This is a genomic window from Halomonas organivorans, from assembly GCF_014192055.1.
Lineage (GTDB): Bacteria > Pseudomonadota > Gammaproteobacteria > Pseudomonadales > Halomonadaceae > Halomonas > Halomonas organivorans.
On the sequence record NZ_JACHXM010000004.1, the window covers coordinates 24,950 to 44,972 of the forward strand.

Here is a 20,023-nt window from a genome sequence, read left to right on the forward strand (position 1 = left end):
CATCGCTACTCGGCGATGCCCCCACGATTCTCTCTCTACAAGCTCACGGTCGGCCTGCTTCCTTGGGGAGCGGGCTGTTATGCCGTGCGCGACTCACAAGGAGCTTTCCCCATGGCACACCTGATCGAGCAAATGGCCTACGTCGGCGATACCCCCTGGCATGGCCTGGGCCAGCAACTGTCTCGTCATCAACCGCTGAAGGTCTGGCGGCAACAGGCCGGCATGGACTGGCACATCGAAGAATCCCCGGTGCGCTTCATCACCGATGGTGCCGGCCACCTGGGCAGCATCCATTCCTTCCCCGAGCAGAAGGTCCTATATCGCTCCGACACCCGGGCCCCGCTGTCGGTGGTCTCCCAGCGCTACAAGGTGGTGCAGCCGGAAGAGGTGCTGGAGTTCTACCGGGACCTCACGGAATACGCGGGATACGAATTGGAGACCGCCGGCGTGCTCAAGGGCGGTCGCAAGTTCTGGGCATTGGCCCGCAGCGGCTTGGGCGGAGCTTTGAAGGGCCAGGACCAGGTCAACGATTACCTTCTATTGGCCACGTCTTGCGACGGTTCCCTGGCTACTGTCGCCACCCCGACGTCCGTGCGGGTGGTCTGCAACAACACCCTGACCATCGCGTTGGATGGCACCTCGCAGGGCGTGAAGGTGCCCCACAGCACCGAGTTTCGTCCGCAGCTGGTCAAGCAGCAACTGGGGATCTCCGTGTCCCAGTGGGACGACTTCATGTATCGCCTGAAGACCCTGGCCGAGCGCAAGGTCAGCCAGGAGGAGGCGAGGACCTACTTCCAGTCGCTGATCTGCAACGCCAAGGCGCCGCTGGAGGATCCGTCCAAGCTGCCCAACGTCCGCGCCCTCAATCGCGTTCAGAAGCTCTACCAGGGTGAGGGGCGCGGCTCTCAACTATGCACGGCACAAGGCACCGCCTGGGGCCTCCTTAATGCGGTCACCGAGTACGTGGATCACGAGAAGCGCGCCCGCAGCAACGACTACCGCATGGACTCCGCCTGGTTCGGCCAGGGCGCCGGCCTCAAGGACAAGGCGCTGGAGTCCGCCCTTGCGCTGGTGGCCTGAACGGGGTCCTAAAGCTCTCCCTACCTCGCCTTTCCCCTACCACGGCATATCGCCCGGCCCCACAAAGGCCGGGCGTTCCTGTTTCTGGAGATATCGATGCCATCACCCATGACTTTTGAGATCTGCCATGCCCTGACCCAGCTGACCCGTCAGCTGCTGGAGGCTGGCGAGCACGCGACCGAGACCCATGTGCTGGCCAAGGGCCAAGTCTATCGCGTGACCGTGTCCCTGAAGCCGGTCCCGACCGAGGAGCTCCCTGACGTCATCCAACGCTATCGATAACGGAGGCCATCATGGCGACCCCCATTCATCCCAAGACCGCCGACCAGTCACCGATCACTCAATCCACCCAGGACAGCACCGCGATCATTCAGGTGATCGAGCGGGCCGCCCTCAATCCCGAGGTCGACATCGACAAGATGGAGCGCCTGCTGCAGATGCAGGAGCGGGTGCTCGATCGCCAGGCGCTGATGGCCTATAGCGCCGCGATGGCGGCCATGCAGACCGAGCTGCCGAGCATCGCCGAGCGAGGCAAGACCAACAACGGTCACTACGCCACCCTGGAGGATATCGTCGATACCGTGCGACCGATCATGAAGAAGCATGGCTTCGCGGTGAGCTTCCGCATCCAGACCCAGGAAAGCGGTATCCAGGTCACCGGCGTGCTGATGCACCAGGACGGCCATCGGGAAGAGACCAGCATGCTGCTGCCGGCCGATACCAGCGGCAGCAAGAACGCTGTTCAAGCCTTTGGCTCCTCGACCAGCTACGGCAAGCGCTACGTGCTGTGTGCCCTGCTCAACATCACCACCCGCGGCCAGGACGACAACGGCCATACCGCCGCTCCGGTCAAACTCGTCACCCCCTTCCAGGCCGGGCAGATCCGGCAGCTGATTGCCGCCTGCCCCCCAGCGACCCAGGAGTGGTTCGTCGGCAAGTACGGCGACGCTGAGCAGGTGCCGCGTGGCGACTTCGACAAGCTGCGTGCCTCCCTGCAGAAGCGGGCGCAACCCCACCATCAACATCCCTGACCGGTCGGCGAGGGTCCTCCCCTCGCTGGTCTATGCCGTGTCATCGAGAAGGAGATTGTCATGCAGATCCTGACACTGGAACAGGGCACGCCCGAGTGGCATGCCGCCCGTCTGGGCATCGTCACCATGTCCGAGCTTAAGACGTTGCTGGTCAAGGGCAAGGGGCCGGGAGGCTTCGGTGCCGGTGCGATGAGCTACATGCATCAGCTGATCGGCGAGCGCATCACTGGCGAGCCGTCCGACGCCTTCCAGGGCAATACTCACACCCAGCGCGGCCACGAACTCGAGCCTGTGGCCCGAGAGCTCTATCACGAGGCCGCCGGCCTACCCCAGCTGGAGCAGATCGGCATCATCCTCAATCACGGGGTGGGCTACTCGCCGGACTGCCTGGTGGACAGCAACGGCCTGGTCGAGATCAAGACCAAGTTGCCCAAGTACCAGACCGAGCTGCTACTGGCCAACGAGCTGCCTCAGGAGCACGTGGCGCAGTGCCAGGGCGGCCTGTGGGTCAGCGAGCGGGAGTGGATCGACTTCGTCAGCTACTGGCCGGGGATGCCGCTGTTCGTGAAGCGTGCCTACCGGGACGAGGGAATGATCCGCACCATCGCCGAGCGGGTCGAGGCCTTCTACGAGGAGCTGGAGCGTCGCATGGCCATGGTCATGGCGGCTTGATGCCTGAAGATAACCTGGTGGATTTACACGCCTAGTGGTCGGCAGTGAGGAGATGGTGTCCTTCGCTGAGTGAGGATGTCTATGAAAAAATAACATGATAATGCCGACACAGCTTCCTGCGTAGGAAGCTGTGTCGGCTGGTAGGGCGGTATTTTTTTATTCGGCGGGAATGTTGCAGCTAAGTGGAATGACGAGCGTGGTTTTTTTACGCTGTTTATGCAAGGTCTCTTTCGGCTATTTTTTCTAGGATCCAGTCCTGAATTTCTTCCTCTACCCAGGCGACATTTCTTTCCCCCAAGGATACTGGTTTTGGGAATCTTTCTTCGGAAATGTATTTGTAAATGGTGGAGCGTGCAAGACCTGTAAGGCTGATGACATCTTTAAGCTTGATTAGTCTCATGGCGCTTTCTCCAAATTGGCTCATGAGATGTTGTTGGTGTGTAGAAATTTACGTTGTGAGTTAGGGCGGGTTGATTGCAGGCCCAAGAAGGTCTGCGACCTTGCTGATCGCTTCTTTTCGCTCGTCAAAGTAGTCGTAACGGTCGTAGATGCCTTCGACGCCCTTGAGCTTGTGATTCAAGCAACGCTCCGCGACATGCCCCGGTACACCAACCGCAGCGAGTAAGCTACGGCATGTGCGGCGCAGATCATGCACAGTAAACTCGGTGATATCACCCATCCGGTTCTCTGGTTGCGGCTTCTTGCCAGGCTCCTTGCCGAATAGCTTGGCAATGGCACGATTCAGCGTGTCTTTGCCCATGTGGGCCCGCTTACTACTGCGGCGATTAGGGAAGACATAGTCCGAGCCGCAGGCACGGATCTTGAGCTCTTCCAGCCAGCCGATGGTTTGCGGGGGGAGGGGAATGATGATCCCGGCGCCTGTCTTGCTGCGCTCACCGTTCAGGTTCCACCGGTCGTTCTTCAGGTCGAATTCTGACCACAGGGCTTCGGTCAGTTCGGTCTTACGTACCCCTAGGACGAGCAGTAGCGCGCAGGCGAGGTAGTTGTCGCGGCTGAAGCTGTCGCTATTGTCTCTGAAGGCTTGGAAGACGTTCCGAATCTCATCGAGGCTCAAAACCCTATCGCGGCTTTTCTCAATGCCGCCTGCGTCGTTGACGTTGAAGGCTGATGCTGGGTTGTAAGTTAAAATTCCCAGCTTTATGGCGTGGTTGAACATCTGTTTAAGATACATCAGTGTATCATTAGCTATTGTCGGCCTTCCGCTGTTTGTTACTCTCCTAATTATTTCGCGGATATCAATTGGGGTGACGGCATCCAGCGATCTACCCCCGATGAGGGGCGCCACTTCTTTTGTGTATATCCGCTTTGGAATAGCTGGGTGCTTGAGTCTTCTCTCTAGCTCCGGGTACCAGTCTGCAAACAGGTCCTCCACTGTCCTGATGAAGGCTTGGCTATCGCGTTTGCGTTCCTCGATGGGGTCAAGGCCTTCGCGGATAGATTTTTGGTTTTCAACCGCTTTCGTCCGAGCCTCGGCGAGAGAGAGGTGGGCATGTTTGCCCAGCGTCATCTCACGCCGCTTGCCAAACAGCGTGTATCGCAACATCCAGTAAGGAGTTCCTTTCCTCGGTATCATCAGGTAGAGGCCGTTGCCGTCGCTGTAGCGCCCTGCTTTACCCTCCTTGACCAGCGACTGGCTCTTCTTGGCGGTAAGGCTTCCCATTATTTCCTCTCGTCCCCTGCGGGAAAAATAAAACAAACGACCGTTTATCAGCTGCTCGGACTAGATAGGCGGCTCAATGTCATATGAGCTCGTCACTGGCGCCCATTGGGCCTTTTTGCAACGGCATTAGAGTGCCAGCGGGCATCCCCACTTTCTCCCAGTCATGCACTCGGATCGACATGTCTGGGGAGTACCTATAAGGGTATGTGTCTGAGGGAGGGGGGGCAATGCTTTTTCTCCCCTGTTTACTCCCCGATATGATCTGGATTTCCGAGGAATTTGGTGGACCTTTGTGGACTTGTTATGCCATTTTTTTATTTAAAAACAATAGATTAATGGTGGCTGGCGGCCTTTGGTGGGTGCTACTCAATATTCTGGATCTGCTCGCGCATCTGCTCGATCAGCACCTTGAGCTCCACGGCGCAGCGGGTGGTGTCGGCGACCACCGATTTCGACGATAGCGTGTTGGCCTCGCGGTTGAGCTCCTGCATCAGGAAGTCCAGGCGCCGGCCGATGGGTCCCTTCTGCTTGAGCTGGCGCTCGACCTCACCGACGTGAGTCTCCAGGCGGTCGAGCTCCTCGGCCACGTCGGCTTTCTGGGCCAGCAGCACCAGCTCGGCCTCCAGACGCTGGGGGTCGAGCTCGGTGCGCATCTCGGCGAGGCGCTCGAGCAGCTGGGCGCGCTGGCGCTCGAGGATCCCGGGCAGCAGGCGGCGGACCTCGGCGACCTGGGTGCGAATACCCGTCAGCCTCTCGCGGATCAGTTCGGCGAGCTGGTCGCCCTCGCGTGCGCGGCCGGCGACCAGGTCGTCCAGGGCCACGTCGAACAGGGCGCGTGCCTCGGCCTTGATGGCCTCGAGATCGAGCCCGGGTGCCTCGAGTACGCCGGGATGGTCGAGCAGCGCCAGGGCATCGGGCAGCGGCGCCTCGGGAATGGCCTCGCGCACCTCGCCCAGCGCCGCACCCAGGGCGCGCAGTCGGTCGTGATTGACGGCGGCGTCGGCGCTGCGCTCGGCCGGGTCGAAGCGCAGCGTGCACTCCACCTTGCCGCGGGCCAGGTGGCTCCGCAGGGCATCGCGGAAAGCGGGTTCCAGGTCGCGCAGGGCTTCGGGCAGCCGGAAGTGGGGGTCGAGGTAGCGCTGGTTGACCGATCGCAGCTCCAACTGCAGCCGTCCCCAGTCGGCATCGCGGTCCTGCCGCGAGAAGGCGGTCATGCTGTGCACCATGGAGTGGGCTCCTGTGGAACGATCGATGTCGGGAAACGAGCCAGTGTAACTGATTCCCCCGGTAGTCCGTGTAGAATGGCCGGCCATCCATTCCCGATTGCGAGAGAGGTGCCATGTCTCCGGACTTCCGGCGTCCCAGCGGACGCACCCCCGACCAGCCCCGCGACATCCGTTTGACCCGCGATTACACCCGCCATGCCGAGGGGTCGGTGCTGGTGGAGTTCGGCGATACCAAGGTGCTGTGCAATGCCAGCGTCGAGGCTGGCGTGCCGCGTTGGCTGCGCGGCAAGAAGCAGGGCTGGGTCACCGCCGAGTACGGCATGCTGCCCCGTGCGACCCACACCCGCGGCGGTCGCGAGGCGACCCGCGGCAAGCAGGGCGGTCGCACGCTGGAGATCCAGCGGCTGATCGGGCGCTCGCTGCGCGCGGCGGTGAACCTGAAGAAACTCGGCGAGTTCACCATCACCGTGGACTGCGACGTCATCCAGGCCGATGGCGGCACACGTACGGCATCCATCACCGGCGGCTGCGTGGCGCTGGTCGATGCCCTGCGCTACCTGCAGCGCGAGAAGCTGATCAAGAGCGATCCCTTCCATCAGCTGGTGAGCTCGGTCTCGGTGGGCATCTTCCAGGGTGTGCCGGTGGTCGATCTGGACTATCCGGAGGACTCTCGCGCCGGCACCGACATGAACGTGGTGATGGCCGAGGGTGGCGGGCTGATCGAAGTGCAGGGCACCGCCGAGTCGGGCACCTACAGCCGTGCCGAGCTCGATGCCATGCTCGATCTGGCCGAGAAGGCCGGCGGCGAGCTGTTCGACCATCAGCGCGAGGCGCTGGGCATCCGCCGCTGAGGTGGAGGAAACGGATTGATTTCCGCACTTGGCAGGAGTGCAGCAGACAATCAGTGTTTCCCTAACGCAGCACGCCGGCCACTAGGCCGGCGTGCTGCGTCATGCCTGGGGCATGACGGCGACGAAGGGAGGCGACTCAGAGCGGCAGGTCGTACTCGACGATCAGCGGCGCGTACTCGGAGAAGGTCGCGTCGTAGTCGATCCAGGCGTCCACCACGTGGCGGCGGAAGTTGGGGCCGACCAGCTGGTAGTCGATGCGCCAGCCTTCCTGGCGCTCGCGGGGCTGGTCCTGATCCAGCGCCGGCCACCAGGTGTATTCGCCGGCGTCGCGGTTGATCTCGCGGAAGGTGTCGATGAAGCCGGTCGGGCCGAGCACCTGGTCCATCCAGGCGCGCTCCTCGGGCTTGAAGCCGGGGGTCGTCTGGTTATCGGCCCAGTTCTCCAGGTCGATCGTCTTGTGGGCGATGTGCCAGGTGCCGCAGATGATGTACTCGCGGCGCTTGCGAGCCATCTTGGCCAGGTACTCCTGGTACTGGGCCATGAACGACTGCTTGGCGGCCGGATCGCTGCCGTCGGGCATCAGGAAGCTGGCGATGCTGAAGCGGTCGTAGTCGGCCTGCAGGAAGCGTGCTTCGTGGTCGCACTGGGGGAAGCCCAGGCCGTACATGATCGCCTTGGGGATCTTGCGGCAATACAGGCCGACGCCGGAGAAACCGTCCTGTTCGGCATCGAGGAAATAGCCCTCGTAGCCTTCCGGATAAAGGATGCTGTCGTCGAGCTCGAAACTCTTGGCCTTGAGGTTCTGCACGCAGACGACGTCGGCATCCTGGTTGGCCAGCCAGTCGAGGAAGCCTCGGCCGACCGCCTCGCGGATGCCATTGACATTGATGGTGGCGATTTTCATACATGGTCCCTTTTGCGTCGCGCGTGTATGATACCCGACGTTTCGACGTTTGGGTAAATGGCGTCCGCCAATAAACGTGATAGGAGGCTCCGTGGCCGCATCGACCCTGCAACCCTACCAGCAGGCCTTCATCGAGTTCGCCATCGAGCAGGGCGTGCTGCGTTTCGGCGAGTTCACTCTCAAGTCCGGGCGCGTCAGCCCCTATTTCTTCAACGCCGGCCTGTTCAAGACCGGCCGTGCCCTGGCCGAGCTGGGCCGCTTCTACGCCCAGGCCATCGCCGACAGCGGCCTCGAGTCCGACGTGCTGTTCGGCCCGGCCTACAAGGGCATTCCGCTGGCCGCTTCCACCGCGGTGGCCCTGGCGGATCATCATGACCTCGATCTGCCCTATGCGTTCAATCGCAAGGAGGCCAAGGCTCACGGCGAAGGCGGTAACATCGTCGGCGCCGAGCTTGCCGGCCGCATCCTGATCATCGACGACGTCATCACCGCCGGCACCGCCATCCGCGAGGTGATGGGGCTGATCGAGGGCGCCGGGGCCGAGGCCGCCGGTGTGGTGGTCGCCCTGGATCGCCAGGAGCGCGGCGGTGACGACAGCGATCCGCGCAGCGCCATCCAGCAGGTCGAGGCCGCCTACGGCATGCCGGTGTTGAGCATCGTCACCCTGGACATGGTGCTCGAGTACCTCGAGGTGCATGCCGGCGAGGCGCTGCGCGGCCATGCCGAGGCGATTCGCGCCTATCGCGACCGCTACGGCGTGGCCCAGGGCTGAACGGCCGTCGCGCCCGGAGGGATATGCTTCCGCCTCGTCGCCGCGCCGGTTTCTCGGGCCCCCGTCGGGGCCCGAGCGCGTTGTCGGTCCAGTATATCAGGAGTCATCGATGCTCGACGTGGTGCTCTACCAGCCCGAGATTCCCCCCAACACCGGTAACCTGATTCGACTGTGCGCCAATACCGGCTTCCGGCTGCACCTGATCGAGCCGCTGGGCTTCACCCTCGACGACAAGCGGCTGCGCCGCGCCGGCCTCGACTATCACGAGTGGGCCCGCGTGCGAGTGCACCGGAGCTGGGAAGCCTTCCTCGCGGCGGTGGCCCCGACGCGGGTATTCGCCGTCTCGACCCGGGGGCGCGTCGGCTATCACGAGCCTGCCTACCGGGAAGGCGACGCCCTGGTCTTCGGCCCCGAGACCCGCGGCCTGCCCCAGGCGATGCTGGATGCCTTGCCCGAGGCGCAACGCCTGCGTATCCCCATGCTGCCCGAGAGCCGTAGCCTGAACCTGTCCAACGCCGCCGCGGTGCTGGTCTTTGAAGCCTGGCGCCAGATGGGATTCGTGGGGGCCGGCCATCCGGGGTCCGGCCTCCCGGGGGCCGGCCAGCCGGAGGCGGCACTGTCCAAGAGCGAACCGGCCGCCACGCCGAGGAGCGACGCATGACCCAGAGCATCGCCAGCCGCATCGCCAAGCTCAATCCGCGCCAGCAGGAGGCGGTGCGCGCCATCGACGGCCCCTGCCTGGTGCTGGCCGGGGCCGGCTCGGGCAAGACCAGCGTGATCACCACCAAGATCGCTTACCTGGTGCAGGAGTGCGGCATGAGCGCCCGGCGCATCGCCGCCGTGACCTTTACCAACAAGGCCGCCCGGGAGATGAAGGAGCGGGTGGGCAAGATGCTTCAGGGCCGCCAGGGTCACGGCCTGACGGTGTCGACCTTTCATACGCTCGGCCTCAACATCATCCGCGGCGAGCTCAAGGCGCTGGGCTACAAGCCGGGCTTCTCGCTGTTCGACCCCGAGGATGCCAAGGCGCTGCTGCGCGACCTGATGAACAAGGACGCCCAGGTCGACGCCGAGGCGATCAATCAGGTCCAGGCGACCATCTCCAACTGGAAGAACGACCTGGTGCTGCCCGGTCAGGCGCTGTCGCACGCGGCCAGCGAGGACGAGCTGTTCGCCGCCCGGGTCTACGAGGCCTACGGCCGCCACCTCAAGGCCTACAACGCGGTGGACTTCGACGACCTGATCCTGCTGCCGGTGACCCTGCTGCGCGATGATCCCGAGGCCCTCTCTCGGTGGCGCAAACGCATCCACTACATGCTGGTGGACGAGTACCAGGACACCAACGTCAGCCAGTACCAGCTGGTGCAGCTGCTGATGGCCGAGCGTCAGACCTTCACCGTGGTCGGCGACGACGACCAGTCGATCTACGCCTGGCGCGGCGCGCGGCCCGAGAACCTGGTGACCCTGGGCGAGGACTTCCCGCGCCTGAACGTGATCAAGCTGGAGCAGAACTATCGCTCCACCGGTACCATCCTGCGTGCGGCGAACACCTTGATCGCCAATAACCCCCACGTCTACGAGAAGACCCTATGGTCCGACATGGGCCAGGGCGCGGCGATCCGCGTGGTGGTCAACCGCCACGAAGAGGCAGAAGCCGAGCGGGTGGCCAGCGAGATCCTCACTCGGCGCATCAAGGAGCGCGCGGAGTGGCGTGACTTCGCGGTGCTCTACCGCGGCAACTTCCAGGCCCGGCTGCTGGAGCTGAAGCTGCAGCACTACCAGATTCCCTACAAGCTCTCCGGTGGCACCTCCTTCTTCTCGCGCAACGAGATCAAGGACGCCATGGCCTACCTGCGGCTGCTGATCAATCCCGCCGACGACAGCGCCTTCCTGCGCATCGTCAACGTGCCGCGCCGCGAGATCGGGCCGACCACCCTGGAGAAGCTTGCCAACTATGCCACCGAGCGCGGCGGCTCGCTGTTCGCCGCCTGCCAGGAGCTGGGGCTGGCCGAACAGCTGCCGGTCCGAGCCGTCGAGCGTCTGGGCAGGTTTACCCACTTTATCGAGGGCGTGCGTCGGCGCATGGACCAGGGCGACGCCATCTCCGCCATCCGCGAGATGCTGCGTGACATGGACTACGAGGCCTGGCTCTACCAGAACGCCAGCGCCCCGACCATCGCCGAGCGGCGCATGGCCAACGTCTGGACGCTGATCGACCAGCTCGAGAAATCGATGGGTGCCGATCCCGAGGAGGAAGCCGCCAGCACGACCACCGAGACCGACGGCGTGGAGGCGGCGATCTCGCGGCTGGTGCTGCGCGATATTCTCGAGCAGCAGGCCGAGGAGGACGACTCCGACCGCGTGCAGCTGTTGACCATGCACGCCTCCAAGGGCCTGGAGTTTCCCCACGTCTATCTGATGGGCCTCGAGGAGGAGCTGCTGCCGCACCGCAACGCCATCGAGGTGGGCACGGTCGAGGAGGAGCGTCGCCTGGCCTATGTGGGCATCACTCGGGCGCGGCGCACCCTGACCATGACTCTGGCGCGCCAGCGCAAGGCCTACGGCGAGTTGATGGACTGCACGCCGAGCCGCTTCCTCGACGAGCTGCCCGAGGATGCCCTGGAGTGGGAGGGACGGCCCGATCGCGAGGACCCGGAGAAGAAGCAGGCGCGTGGCAAGGACGCCTTGGCGGGGATTCGCTCGCTGCTGGGATAATCGTGGCTGCGGGCTGCGGGCTGCGGGCTGCGGGCTGCGGGCTGCGGGCTGCGGGCTGCGGGCTGCGGGCTGCGGGCTGCGGGCTGCGGGCTGCGGGCTGTGGGCTGCGGACTGCGGACTGCGAGCTGCGGGCTGCGGACTCGCGACGCATCCCATGACCATGGCAGAACGCCGGCGGGGCGCCGATTGGCGCCCCACGTCGTCTCGGCGACCGCGTTTACTCCACGGAGCTGACCAGATGATCGACGGCGGCCTTGACCTCGTCGTCGGACAGGCTGGGGTTGCCGCCTTTGGCGGGCATGGCGTTGAAGCCGTTGATCGCGTGGTCGTAGAGGGTTTCGATGCCCTTGTCGAGGCGTGGGCCCCAGGCGGCAGCATCGCCCTTCTTGGGAGCACCGGCGGCACCGGTGTCGTGGCAGGCCATGCAGATGCCGTTGTAGATCGCCTCGCCGTCGATGCCGGCGGTAGCCGATTCCGTGGCGCTCGCCTCGCTGGCGGCATCGTCGCTCGAGGTGTCGGTCGTGGCGGTGCTATCCCCCGATGCCTCGGCGTCCTCGGTTCCTGCGGCGGCGGGCACGTCCATCACCGGCTCGACCAGGTAGGCGACAGCGGCGTGCATCTCTTCGTCGGAGAGGTTGGGGTTGCCGCCGCGGGCCGGCATGGCGTTGTAGCCGTTGATGGCGTGATCCAGCAGGGTCGCGAACCCCTGCTCGGTGCGGCTGGACCAGGCGTCCTCGTTGCCCCGCACCGGAGCGCCGGCGGCGCCGGTCTCGTGGCAGGCCATGCAGACGCTGTTATAGATGCCGGCCCCGTCGGGACCTTCCGCGCTAGCCGTCTGCGTGCCGCTGTTAGCCGCCGCGGCGGTGCCGCAGTCCTCACCCTGGACGCAAAGCTCGCCTACCGGCGCCAGGCGTTCGGCGATGGCCGCGCGATCCTCGTCTTCCTGGGCATATGCCGTGGTCGTGACCAGGCCGAGAATGGCCAGACATCCCAGGATCCGCTTGCTGGATTTCACTCTCACCACCTCATTTGACGTTCTTGTCATCGAATCACGGTCGGCGCCACGACGGCCGGGAGACGCTTCGAAGCGCGATGCGCGCCAGTATAGCGGCATCCCCAATCCCGCGAAAATGTCGCCGATCAACTCCGGGGCGCATGGCGAGATCGCGGAGCGCCTTCGCGGCTGGACAGCCTGCAGGTGGCACGGTAGGATGTCGCACGCCTGATGGCGATCCCATCGGGCACCGCGCGCCCTTAGCTCAGCTGGATAGAGCGTCGCCCTCCGGAGGCGAAGGTCAAAGGTTCGAATCCTTTAGGGCGCGCCATCGAATTTCAGGGCCTGCGAGCAATCGCAGGCCCTTTTTCGTTGTGCGCCAGGCATGGCGCGCAGCGCCTGATTGGCGCTGTTCCTGAAAGTGGTGTTTCGGGATGACTTGGGGGTGAAAGTCCCCTGCACGCCCGGCAAGGGGAAGTGCTAGCCGACGGCAAGGGTGTCCGCCGCGAGGGGGAATCCGAAGGCAGCCCGAGGCAAAACGCTGGCCTGACGAACAGGCAGCGGATATGAGGCGGCATGGCGGGGTGAGATGGCACCAATCATCAAAGCCCAGTACTTGCACGGAACGCCATGCCGTAAATCCGACAGGCATAAGCGGGAAGGTCGCGCGTCTTACCCTGGGAGGTCTGATGGCCTGCCACAGAGCTACCGGCGTCGAGAGGCGACGGGATGGGCCACCAGACGTCAGCAGAGGCCATAGTAAGTGCCGATTCACCCCGGCACCAAGGGCCGAACATGAAGAGCCGCGAGTAGGCGATGACGTCTCGAGGATCGATCAGGAAGACAGGAACTGGCGCTGATGCCGTCACCCACCCAGAGGGGCAGGGGCAGTACCCTGAGTCCCAGCCGGTGGGCGTCGAGACGGTTCCGGCGTCGTCATCGTGGACGAAAGCGAAGTCCGTCCCGCTCATGGAAGTCGTGGTAGAGAAGGCCAACATGGCGCGGGCTTACCGGAAGGTGGTCGCCAACCAGGGCGCACCGGGTGCCGATGGCATGCCGGTGGACCAGTTGGCTGACCACCTGAAACAGATCTGGCCAACACTGCGCGAGCGGCTGCTGGCCGGTGAGTACCCCCCAGTCCGGTCCGAGCCGTCGAGATCCCCAAGCCCAAGGGCGGGACGCGACAGCTCGGTATTCCCACGGTCACCGATCGGCTGATCCAGCAGGCGCTGCTGCAGGTGCTGACGCCGATCTTCGATCCGGGCTTCTCCGCATCGAGCTACGGCTACCGCCCGAAGCGCAGCGCCCAGCAGGCCGTCTCGGCGATGAAGGCCCATGTCACCGCCGGCCACCGCTGGGTGGTCGACCTCGACCTGGCAGCCTTCTTCGACCCGGTGAACCACGACCTGCTGATGGCGCGGGTCGCGCGCCGCGTCCGCGACAAGCGGGTGCTGCGCCTGATCCGCCGTTACCTGGAAGCCGGCATGTTCGGACGGCCTGGCCGCGCCACGCCGACAGGGAACGCCTCAGGGCGGACCGCTGAGTCCGCTGTTGGCGAACGTCCTGCTGGACGACGTGGACAAGGAACTGGAACGCCGCGGCCACCGCTTCTGCCGCTACGCCGACGACATGCAGGTATATGTCAGGAGTCGGCGGGCGGGCGAACGCGTCATGACCAGCCTGAGTGATTTTCTCGAGAGCTCGCTCAGGCTCACGGTCAGTCGCGACAAGAGCACGGTGGAGCGGCCGTGGAACCGAGGGTATCTGGGCTACACGCTGACTCGGCACAGGCTGCCGAAGCTGACATTGGCCAAGGCCAGTCTGCAACGCTTGATGGGGCGTGTCCGCGAGATCCTGAAGCGTGGCAGGGGACGCGGTGTTCGGCGCGTCACCCAACCGCTGGTTCGCTCAGCGTGGGTTAATCTCGGTACTGGACACGGTAAGAGGGCTTAGTCGTTCTTCGTGAACCGCCGTGGTACGGAACCGTATGCCCGGTGGTGTGAGAGGACGGGGGAGGTGACTCCCCCTCCTACTCGATTCCCGTTGCTTACCACGCTTCAACGCTTGCCAGGCCGATGTCGGCCTCACCCCGGAGGGATGCGATAACGCCGTCAGGGGGTGAGCGCCCTATGTTCAAACCGGTATGATTATTCCATTCCTTTTCTCAAATGGAACCGTGCCGATCGACGCCGACGGTTCGACAAGGACGTATGCATGACCCTTCCCGACTACTCCTGGCTCGCCTGGACGCTGATCGTCCTCTCCACCTATCTCACCGGTATCTCCAAGGGCGGCTTTGCCGGCGGCTTCGGCACCCTGTCGGTGCCGCTGATGGCGCTGGCGATCGGCCCCATCGAGGCCGCTGGCCTGCTGCTGCCGCTGTTGCTGGTGATGGACGCGCTGGCGGTGAAGGCCTGGTGGGGGCACCAGGACATGGCCGAGGTGAAGCGTTTGATCCCCGGCCTGGCCATCGGCGTGGCGGCGGCGACGCTGGTGGCGGGCAGCCTGGACGAGGATCACGTTCGCCTGTTGCTCGGCGTGATCTCGCTGCTGTTCGTCGCCTACATGATCGTCAAACCCGCCGCGTCGCGGCCGATCCGCCCCTTCTGGGCCTGGCCCGCGGGGATCGCCACCGGCATTACCAGTTTCATCGCCCACGCCGGGGCGCCGCCGATGAATCTCTACCTGGTCCCGCGGCGCCTGCCGAAGATGACCTTCATCGCTACCACCACCCTGGTGTTTGCCGCCGTCAATCTGATGAAGCTGCCGCCCTACCTGTGGCTCGGCGACATCAACCTGACCAGCGCCTGGGCCTCGCTGGCGCTGGTACCGGTGGCCTGGGCCGGGGTGCGCAGCGGCCTGTGGCTGCAGCACCGGGTCAACGAGCGGCTGTTCTATCGGCTGGTGGTGCTGGCCATGGCCATCGTCGGCGTGCAGTTGATCGTCAAGGCGCTGGGGTAGCCGCCGGACAAAAAAGCCCCGCATGTGCGGGGCGAAGAGACGTCAGGACGCCTTGGGCAATGGCAGGGAGGGTCGTCACTGCTTGACGATCCACTCGTGCGCCGGGTCGTTCTGGAACTTCCATTTGCGTTTGGGGCCGGCCATCACGTTGAGGTAGTAGAGCTCGTAGCCGTGGGGAGCGCCGACCGGGTGGTAGCCTCGGGGCACCATCACGCAGCAGCCGTTCTCCACCGCCATGGTCTCGTCCAGGCTGCGGTCGTCGGTGTAGACCCGCTGGAAGGCGAAGCCCTGGGACGGGTTCAAACGGTGATAGTAGGTCTCCTCGAGGATCGACTCCTCGGGCAGGTTGTCCACGTCGTGCTTGTGCGGCGGATAGCTGGACCAGTTGCCGGCCGGCGTGTAGACCTCCACCACCAGCAGGCTGTCGGCCGGCTCGGTCTCCGGCAGGATGTCCTGGATATGGCGGGTATTGGTACCGCCACCGCGGGTGGTCTGCTTGACCCGGTCGGGGGCGATCAGCCGCGGCTCGTGGTTGCCGTGCCCCGGTGCGCTGCACACTGCAAGCTCCATGTCGGTGGTGGCCTCTACTTCGAAGCTGACCCCGTCGGGCAGGTAGACGGCGTAGGGCGGCACCTTCTCGAAGATGTCCATGCGCTCGCCGATGTCCTCCCAGCGATGCTCGCCGCAGGCCACGGTGGCGCGGCCGGTCAGCAGCACCAGGCAGTGTTCGCGGTCGCCGGTGTTGGCTTCGAGGCGCTGGCCTCTGGCCAGCCTGTGCACCCGGAAGCCGACGTGGTCCCAGCCGGCGGATTGCGGCGTGATGTCGAGTACCGTGCCCTGGTCGTCGGGCGCATGGGGGCGTACCAGCAGTGACGTCATGGGTCGCTCCTGTCGAGTCAGTGAATGTCAGCCAGTGCGATACGGCGGCCTTCCCGTAACGAGCGCTCGGCCGCCTCGGCCAGGCGCAGCGCTTCCAGGCCGTCACGGGCGCCGGCCAGCGGCTCGCGCCCCTGCCGCCAGGCGTGGACGAAGTCGTCGATCTCACGGCGATAGGCCTCGGCATAGCGTTCCAGGAAGAACCACTTGGGCTTGTCTTCCACCTGGCCGGGTTCACCCGTGAAGCGCAGCCGGGTCTCGCTCTCGTTCTGTGCCTGCAGCATGCCGGCGCTGCCGAAGGCCTCGATGCGCTGGTCATAGCCGTAGCTGGCGCGGCGAGAATTGTTGATATGGCACAGGCGACCGCTGGCCGTGGTCAGGGTGACCATGGCGGTATCGACATCCCCTGCTTCGCCGATCGCGGGATCGATCAGGCAACTGCCCTGCGCCTGCACCTGGGCGATGGGCTCGTCGAGCAGCCAGCGGGCCATGTCGAAGTCGTGGATCATCATGTCGCGAAACAGGCCACCCGAGGCCCTGACGTATTCGGCGGGGGGCGGCGCGGGATCTCGGCTGATGATGGATAGCGTCTCCAGGTCGCCGATCCGCCCGTCCACCACGGCGCGCTTGAGGGCCGCGAATTGCGGGTCATGGCGACGGTTGAAGCCAAGCGCACAGGTCACCGGGTGTGCCTCGAGGACTCGCAGCGCCTCGCCGGTGCGGGCCAGGTCGAGGGCGATCGGCTTCTCGCACAACACCGCCTTGCCGGTGCGGGCGGCGCGCTCCAGGTAGTCGGCATGAGTGGGCGTACTGGAAGCGATCAGCATGGCATCGATGTCGTCGTCCTCGAAGATGGCATCGGCCGCGATGGCCCGCGCACCGTACTTTTGAGCCAGGGTCTCGGCGGCCTCGGCATGGTAGTCGGCCACGGCGGCCAGGGTGACGTCCGGGTGGGCATCGATGGCCTGGGCGTGTACCTGGCCGATGCGGCCGGCACCGATCAGAGCGAGTCTCATGGCGTGTCCTGTGGGTCGGGGGGAAGGGGAAGCGCTAGCCCGTCATGCGATCAGGCGCGCTCTTCGTCGTCTTGTTGTTGCTGAGCGGAGCGCTCGCGAGCCTTGTCTTGGCGTACGCCCAGCGAGATGGCCAGGGTCTGTGTCAGGCACAGCGAAGCGGTCAGGCCGCGGAAGCTCTTGACCTCTGCCTCGTGCACCACCAGCGAGACATCGGCGATACGCGCCAATGGGCTGAGGTTGGAGTCGGTGATCACTACCAGAGGAATGCCGCGTTTGCGGGCCTCGTCCGCCACCTCGCGGGATTCCTGGGCATAGGGCGAGAAGCTGACCACCAGCAGGGCATCCTGGGGCTCGATGTTGCGGATCTGCTCGCCGTACATGCCGCCCAGGCCATTGACCAGGAAGGTGCGCTTGTCGATGTGGTGCAGTGCATAGGTCATGTAGCTGGCCACCACGAAGCTGCGTCGCGCGCCCATCACATGGATGGCGCGAGCCTGCTCGAAGATGTCCAGGGCGCGCTCCAGGTGGCGCGGGTCGATGCGCCCCGGCAACTGGTCGAGCACCTCGCGATTGGCCTCGGCGAACTCCCACAGCAGCTGAGTGCTGTCCGGCGTCTCGCCGGTAGCGGAACGCACGGCGCGAATACGCTCGTTGTAGTTGGGCAGCTCGTCCACCAGCCGTGAGCGGAACAGCTGCTGCATCTCGGAGAACCCGGAGAAGCCGAAGTGGTTGGCGAAACGGATCAGGGTCGATGGGGTGACGCCTGCCTGCTCGGCCAGTTTGGCCACGGTGGCGAAGGCCACCTCCTGGGGATGATCGAGCAGGAAGCGCGCCGTCTGCTGGAGGCGGCGGCTCAGCGACGGGTAGTCCGCCGTGATGCGTGTTTCCAGTTCCTCGAAATCCTGTGGCGTCTGATTCATGTGAGGGTCCTCGTCTTCGCCGCAATGGCGTTGACTGCCGATGCGTTCGTCTGATGGCAGTCTAGGCGAAATGGAATGTATGTTCTAATAATACCAAAGTATAGAATATATTATTTGTAAAGCCGCAGTATTGGAATCTATATTCCATAGCGTCATCCCGCTGGTGTCTCTACCCACACAACGACAAGCGAGAGAGGAATTTCATTCATGGCACGTCTATCTCACTGGTTGCTGGCTTCGACCGCTGCTGCTGCGCTCATGGCGGGCACCGCCCAGGCACAAGAACCAAATCGCTTCGTCATGGTGACCCATGGCGTTCCCTCCGACCCTTTCTGGTCCGTGGTCAAGAATGGTGCCGAGGCTGCGGCCGAAACGGTAGGAGCGGAGTTGGAGTACCGTGCGCCGTCCACCTTCGACATGGCCAAGATGCAGCAGTTGGTCGAGGCGGCGGTGGCCTCTGACCCGGACGGTCTTATCGTCTCCTTCACCGATGAAGATGCGCTTGGGGGCGTCATCCAGGAGGCCTCGGACAACGGTATTCCGGTGATCACCATCAACTCCGGTGGCGATGTCGCGCACAAGTATGGAGCTCGCCTCCATGTCGGTCAGAGCGAGTACGAGGCAGGCAAGCGGGCCGCCGAGCGTATGCAGGAGATGGGCGTCGAGAAGGCCGTCTGCGTCAACCATGAGCAGGGTAACCAGGGTCTCGACCAGCGTTGCGATGGTTTTCTCGAGGGGTTTGACGGCAACGCCGAGCAGCTGGCGACGACCTATGATCCGACGTCGATCCGCAATGCCATCGTGGCCTACCTCAACGAGAACAGTGATGTGCGCGGTATCCTGACGCTGGGGGCGCTGGCCGCCGAACCCATGATCCAGGCCATGCGTGAACAGGGTGCCACCGACATGTTTACCCTCGGCACCTTCGATCTCTCACCCGGCATCCTGGAGGCTCTGGAGGCCGAAGATCTGGACTTCGCCATCGATCAGCAACAGTACCTGCAAGGCTACCTGCCGGTCATGTTCCTCGATCAGTATGCCAAGAACGGTTTGCTTCCAGCAGGCGATGTGGCCACCGGCCCCGGCTTCGTGACGCCGGAAAACGCTGCGCAGGTGCTCGACCTGAGCGAGCAGGGTATTCGTTGAACACCATCACGCATGAAGGGGCCCGTCCGACGGGTCCCGGGAGTCAACCGTCATGAAGTCGAGTGCATCCCCCCAAGCCGATGCTGTGGAAACACAGGACGAGCGTATCCAGAAGGTCTCGTTCTGGAAGCGGGCACTAAGCCGGCCCGAGTTCGGCGCATTGGCCGGCACTGTCCTGGTGCTAGCTTTCTTTCTCGTCGCTGCCAGCGGCACTGGCATGTTTACGCCGGCAGGTATCGTCAATTTTCTCGAGGTGGCGGCCCAGCTGGGGATTATTGCCACTGCCGCTGCTCTACTGATGATCGGCGGTGAGTTCGATCTTTCCATTGGCTCGATGATCGGCCTGGCCGGCATCCTGATTGCCATCCCTGCCGTGGAATACGGCTGGCCGCTGTGGGCCGCGATCCTGCTGGCGTTCGCCTGTGCGGGCCTGGTGGGCTGGATCAACGGCAATCTGGTCAACAAGACGGGGCTGCCTTCCTTCATCGTGACCCTGGGCTTCCTGTTCATCCTGCGTGGCCTGGCCATCGGCGTCAGCCGCCTGCTGACCGGCCGCACCCAGATCGGTGGGGTTCATGATCATATCCCCGGCGACTGGTTTGCTTCTCTGTTCTCGGGTGAGGTGGCTACCGGACTCTTCGCCTGGATGGCCGAACAGGGGTGGATCGCCACCAATTTCGCCGGCAACCCGGTCGTCACCGGCATCCCGGTGTCCATCGTCTGGTGGTTGGGCCTGACCGCCGTGGCGACCTGGGTGCTGCTTTGCACGCCTTACGGCAACTGGATCTTCGCCAGCGGCGGCGATGCCAACGCCGCGCGCAACTCCGGTGTGCCGGTCCATCGCGTCAAGATCTCGCTGTTCATGTTCACCGCCTTCTCCGCCACCATCTTCGCCTGCCTCCAGGTGATGGACACCGGGTCGGCCGACACCATCAGGGGGCTGCTCAAGGAGCTCGAGGCGATCATCGCGGTGGTCATAGGTGGCGCACTGCTCACCGGTGGCTATGGCTCGGCTATCGGCGCGGCGCTCGGCGCACTCATCTTCGGCCTGGTGCAGATGGGTATCTTCTACACCGGTGTCAATACCGACTGGTTCCAGGTCTTCCTCGGCGTGATGCTGCTGGTGGCCGTGCTGTTCAACAATTTCATGCGCAAGAAGGCGATGGAGGCCAAGTGAG

General features: G+C 64.2%; 20 protein-coding genes, 1 tRNA gene and 1 pseudogene. 14 read left to right on the forward strand and 8 right to left on the reverse strand.

Annotated elements, in window-relative coordinates; translation table 11 throughout:
• Positions 1-111 precede the first annotated feature (111 nt).
• From FHR96_RS05810 to FHR96_RS05825, 4 genes are all read left to right on the forward strand, one after another.
• Positions 112-1,080, forward strand: coding sequence for a DUF932 domain-containing protein (locus FHR96_RS05810; RefSeq protein ID WP_183386721.1), 969 nt, complete (start codon positions 112-114; stop codon positions 1,078-1,080).
• 96 nt (positions 1,081-1,176) lie between these two features.
• Positions 1,177-1,362 (forward strand): hypothetical protein, encoded by a 186-nt coding sequence (locus tag FHR96_RS05815; RefSeq protein WP_183386722.1) that lies wholly within the window; start codon positions 1,177-1,179, stop codon positions 1,360-1,362.
• Between the two features lie 11 nt (positions 1,363-1,373).
• Positions 1,374-2,111, forward strand: coding sequence for an ERF family protein (locus tag FHR96_RS05820; protein WP_183386723.1), 738 nt, complete (start codon positions 1,374-1,376; stop codon positions 2,109-2,111).
• A 60-nt stretch (positions 2,112-2,171) separates the two neighbouring features.
• Entirely contained in the window at positions 2,172-2,783 is a 612-nt protein-coding gene (locus FHR96_RS05825) for a lambda exonuclease family protein (protein ID WP_183386724.1), read from the forward strand.
• A 214-nt stretch (positions 2,784-2,997) separates the two neighbouring features.
• On the opposite strand, the gene FHR96_RS05830 is transcribed toward FHR96_RS05825, so the two are convergent.
• From FHR96_RS05830 to FHR96_RS05840, 3 genes are all read right to left on the reverse strand, one after another.
• Positions 2,998-3,183: a helix-turn-helix transcriptional regulator gene (locus tag FHR96_RS05830; RefSeq protein ID WP_183386725.1), complete on the reverse strand. Its 186-nt coding sequence runs from the start codon at positions 3,181-3,183 to the stop codon at positions 2,998-3,000.
• Positions 3,184-3,243: 60 nt separating this feature from the next.
• Complete coding sequence (locus tag FHR96_RS05835; protein ID WP_183386726.1) at positions 3,244-4,464, reverse strand: tyrosine-type recombinase/integrase; 1,221 nt, start codon at positions 4,462-4,464, stop codon at positions 3,244-3,246.
• A gap of 362 nt (positions 4,465-4,826) precedes the next feature.
• On the reverse strand, positions 4,827-5,690 hold the full coding sequence (locus FHR96_RS05840) for a YicC/YloC family endoribonuclease (protein WP_183386727.1): 864 nt from the start codon (positions 5,688-5,690) through the stop codon (positions 4,827-4,829).
• 113 nt (positions 5,691-5,803) lie between these two features.
• On the opposite strand from FHR96_RS05840, the gene rph reads away from it, so the two are divergent.
• The gene (gene rph / locus FHR96_RS05845) at positions 5,804-6,541 is read left to right on the forward strand and encodes a ribonuclease PH (RefSeq protein WP_183386728.1); all 738 of its coding nucleotides are present in this window, start codon (positions 5,804-5,806) and stop codon (positions 6,539-6,541) included.
• A 136-nt stretch (positions 6,542-6,677) separates the two neighbouring features.
• On the opposite strand, the gene FHR96_RS05850 is transcribed toward rph, so the two are convergent.
• Complete coding sequence (locus FHR96_RS05850; RefSeq protein WP_183386729.1) at positions 6,678-7,445, reverse strand: exodeoxyribonuclease III; 768 nt, start codon at positions 7,443-7,445, stop codon at positions 6,678-6,680.
• Positions 7,446-7,536: 91 nt separating this feature from the next.
• Here FHR96_RS05850 and pyrE point away from each other — a divergent pair, with 91 nt between their 5' ends.
• From pyrE to rep, 3 genes are all read left to right on the forward strand, one after another.
• On the forward strand, positions 7,537-8,217 hold the full coding sequence (gene pyrE, locus FHR96_RS05855; protein WP_183386730.1) for an orotate phosphoribosyltransferase: 681 nt from the start codon (positions 7,537-7,539) through the stop codon (positions 8,215-8,217).
• A 109-nt stretch (positions 8,218-8,326) separates the two neighbouring features.
• On the forward strand, positions 8,327-8,878 hold the full coding sequence (gene trmL / locus FHR96_RS05860) for a tRNA (uridine(34)/cytosine(34)/5-carboxymethylaminomethyluridine(34)-2'-O)-methyltransferase TrmL (protein ID WP_246392812.1): 552 nt from the start codon (positions 8,327-8,329) through the stop codon (positions 8,876-8,878).
• Positions 8,875-10,932, forward strand: coding sequence for a DNA helicase Rep (gene rep / locus FHR96_RS05865; RefSeq protein ID WP_183386731.1), 2,058 nt, complete (start codon positions 8,875-8,877; stop codon positions 10,930-10,932). Before trmL ends, rep begins: the two co-directional genes overlap by 4 nt.
• 217 nt (positions 10,933-11,149) lie before the next feature.
• On the opposite strand, the gene FHR96_RS05870 is transcribed toward rep, so the two are convergent.
• Complete coding sequence (locus tag FHR96_RS05870) at positions 11,150-11,947, reverse strand: c-type cytochrome (RefSeq protein WP_343066338.1); 798 nt, start codon at positions 11,945-11,947, stop codon at positions 11,150-11,152.
• Between the two features lie 233 nt (positions 11,948-12,180).
• Here FHR96_RS05870 and FHR96_RS05875 point away from each other — a divergent pair.
• The 4 genes and pseudogenes from FHR96_RS05875 to FHR96_RS05890 all read left to right on the forward strand — a co-directional run bounded on the left by FHR96_RS05875 (position 12,181) and on the right by FHR96_RS05890 (position 14,887).
• Positions 12,181-12,257 (forward strand) — tRNA-Arg (locus FHR96_RS05875).
• Positions 12,258-13,143: 886 nt separating this feature from the next.
• Positions 13,144-13,362: pseudogene (locus tag FHR96_RS22795) on the forward strand (reverse transcriptase domain-containing protein); the annotation flags it as partial.
• 115 nt (positions 13,363-13,477) lie between these two features.
• Complete coding sequence (locus tag FHR96_RS22800; protein WP_281378374.1) at positions 13,478-13,879, forward strand: reverse transcriptase domain-containing protein; 402 nt, start codon at positions 13,478-13,480, stop codon at positions 13,877-13,879.
• A gap of 261 nt (positions 13,880-14,140) precedes the next feature.
• Entirely contained in the window at positions 14,141-14,887 is a 747-nt protein-coding gene (locus tag FHR96_RS05890) for a sulfite exporter TauE/SafE family protein (RefSeq protein ID WP_183386733.1), read from the forward strand.
• Between the two features lie 75 nt (positions 14,888-14,962).
• Here the strand turns inward: FHR96_RS05890 and iolB are convergent, their stop codons facing one another.
• Genes iolB through FHR96_RS05905 form a run of 3 tightly spaced genes read right to left on the reverse strand, consistent with a single transcriptional unit; the run spans position 14,963 to position 17,699 of the window.
• Positions 14,963-15,766 carry a 5-deoxy-glucuronate isomerase gene (gene iolB / locus FHR96_RS05895; RefSeq protein ID WP_183386734.1) on the reverse strand — a complete coding sequence of 268 codons (804 nt, stop codon included), beginning with the start codon at positions 15,764-15,766 and terminating at the stop codon, positions 14,963-14,965.
• Positions 15,767-15,783: 17 nt separating this feature from the next.
• Positions 15,784-16,779 carry an inositol 2-dehydrogenase gene (iolG, locus tag FHR96_RS05900; protein WP_183386735.1) on the reverse strand — a complete coding sequence of 332 codons (996 nt, stop codon included), beginning with the start codon at positions 16,777-16,779 and terminating at the stop codon, positions 15,784-15,786.
• A gap of 50 nt (positions 16,780-16,829) precedes the next feature.
• A complete protein-coding gene (locus tag FHR96_RS05905; RefSeq protein WP_183386736.1) occupies positions 16,830-17,699 on the reverse strand; it encodes a MurR/RpiR family transcriptional regulator in 870 nt (289 codons plus the stop codon).
• Between the two features lie 258 nt (positions 17,700-17,957).
• Between FHR96_RS05905 and FHR96_RS05910 the strand changes: the two genes are divergently transcribed.
• Together FHR96_RS05910 and FHR96_RS05915 are read left to right on the forward strand one after the other, a co-directional pair.
• The gene (locus FHR96_RS05910) at positions 17,958-18,845 is read left to right on the forward strand and encodes a sugar ABC transporter substrate-binding protein (RefSeq protein WP_246392814.1); all 888 of its coding nucleotides are present in this window, start codon (positions 17,958-17,960) and stop codon (positions 18,843-18,845) included.
• 52 nt (positions 18,846-18,897) lie between these two features.
• Entirely contained in the window at positions 18,898-20,022 is a 1,125-nt protein-coding gene (locus FHR96_RS05915; RefSeq protein WP_183386738.1) for an ABC transporter permease, read from the forward strand.
• Position 20,023: the final 1 nt, after the last annotated feature.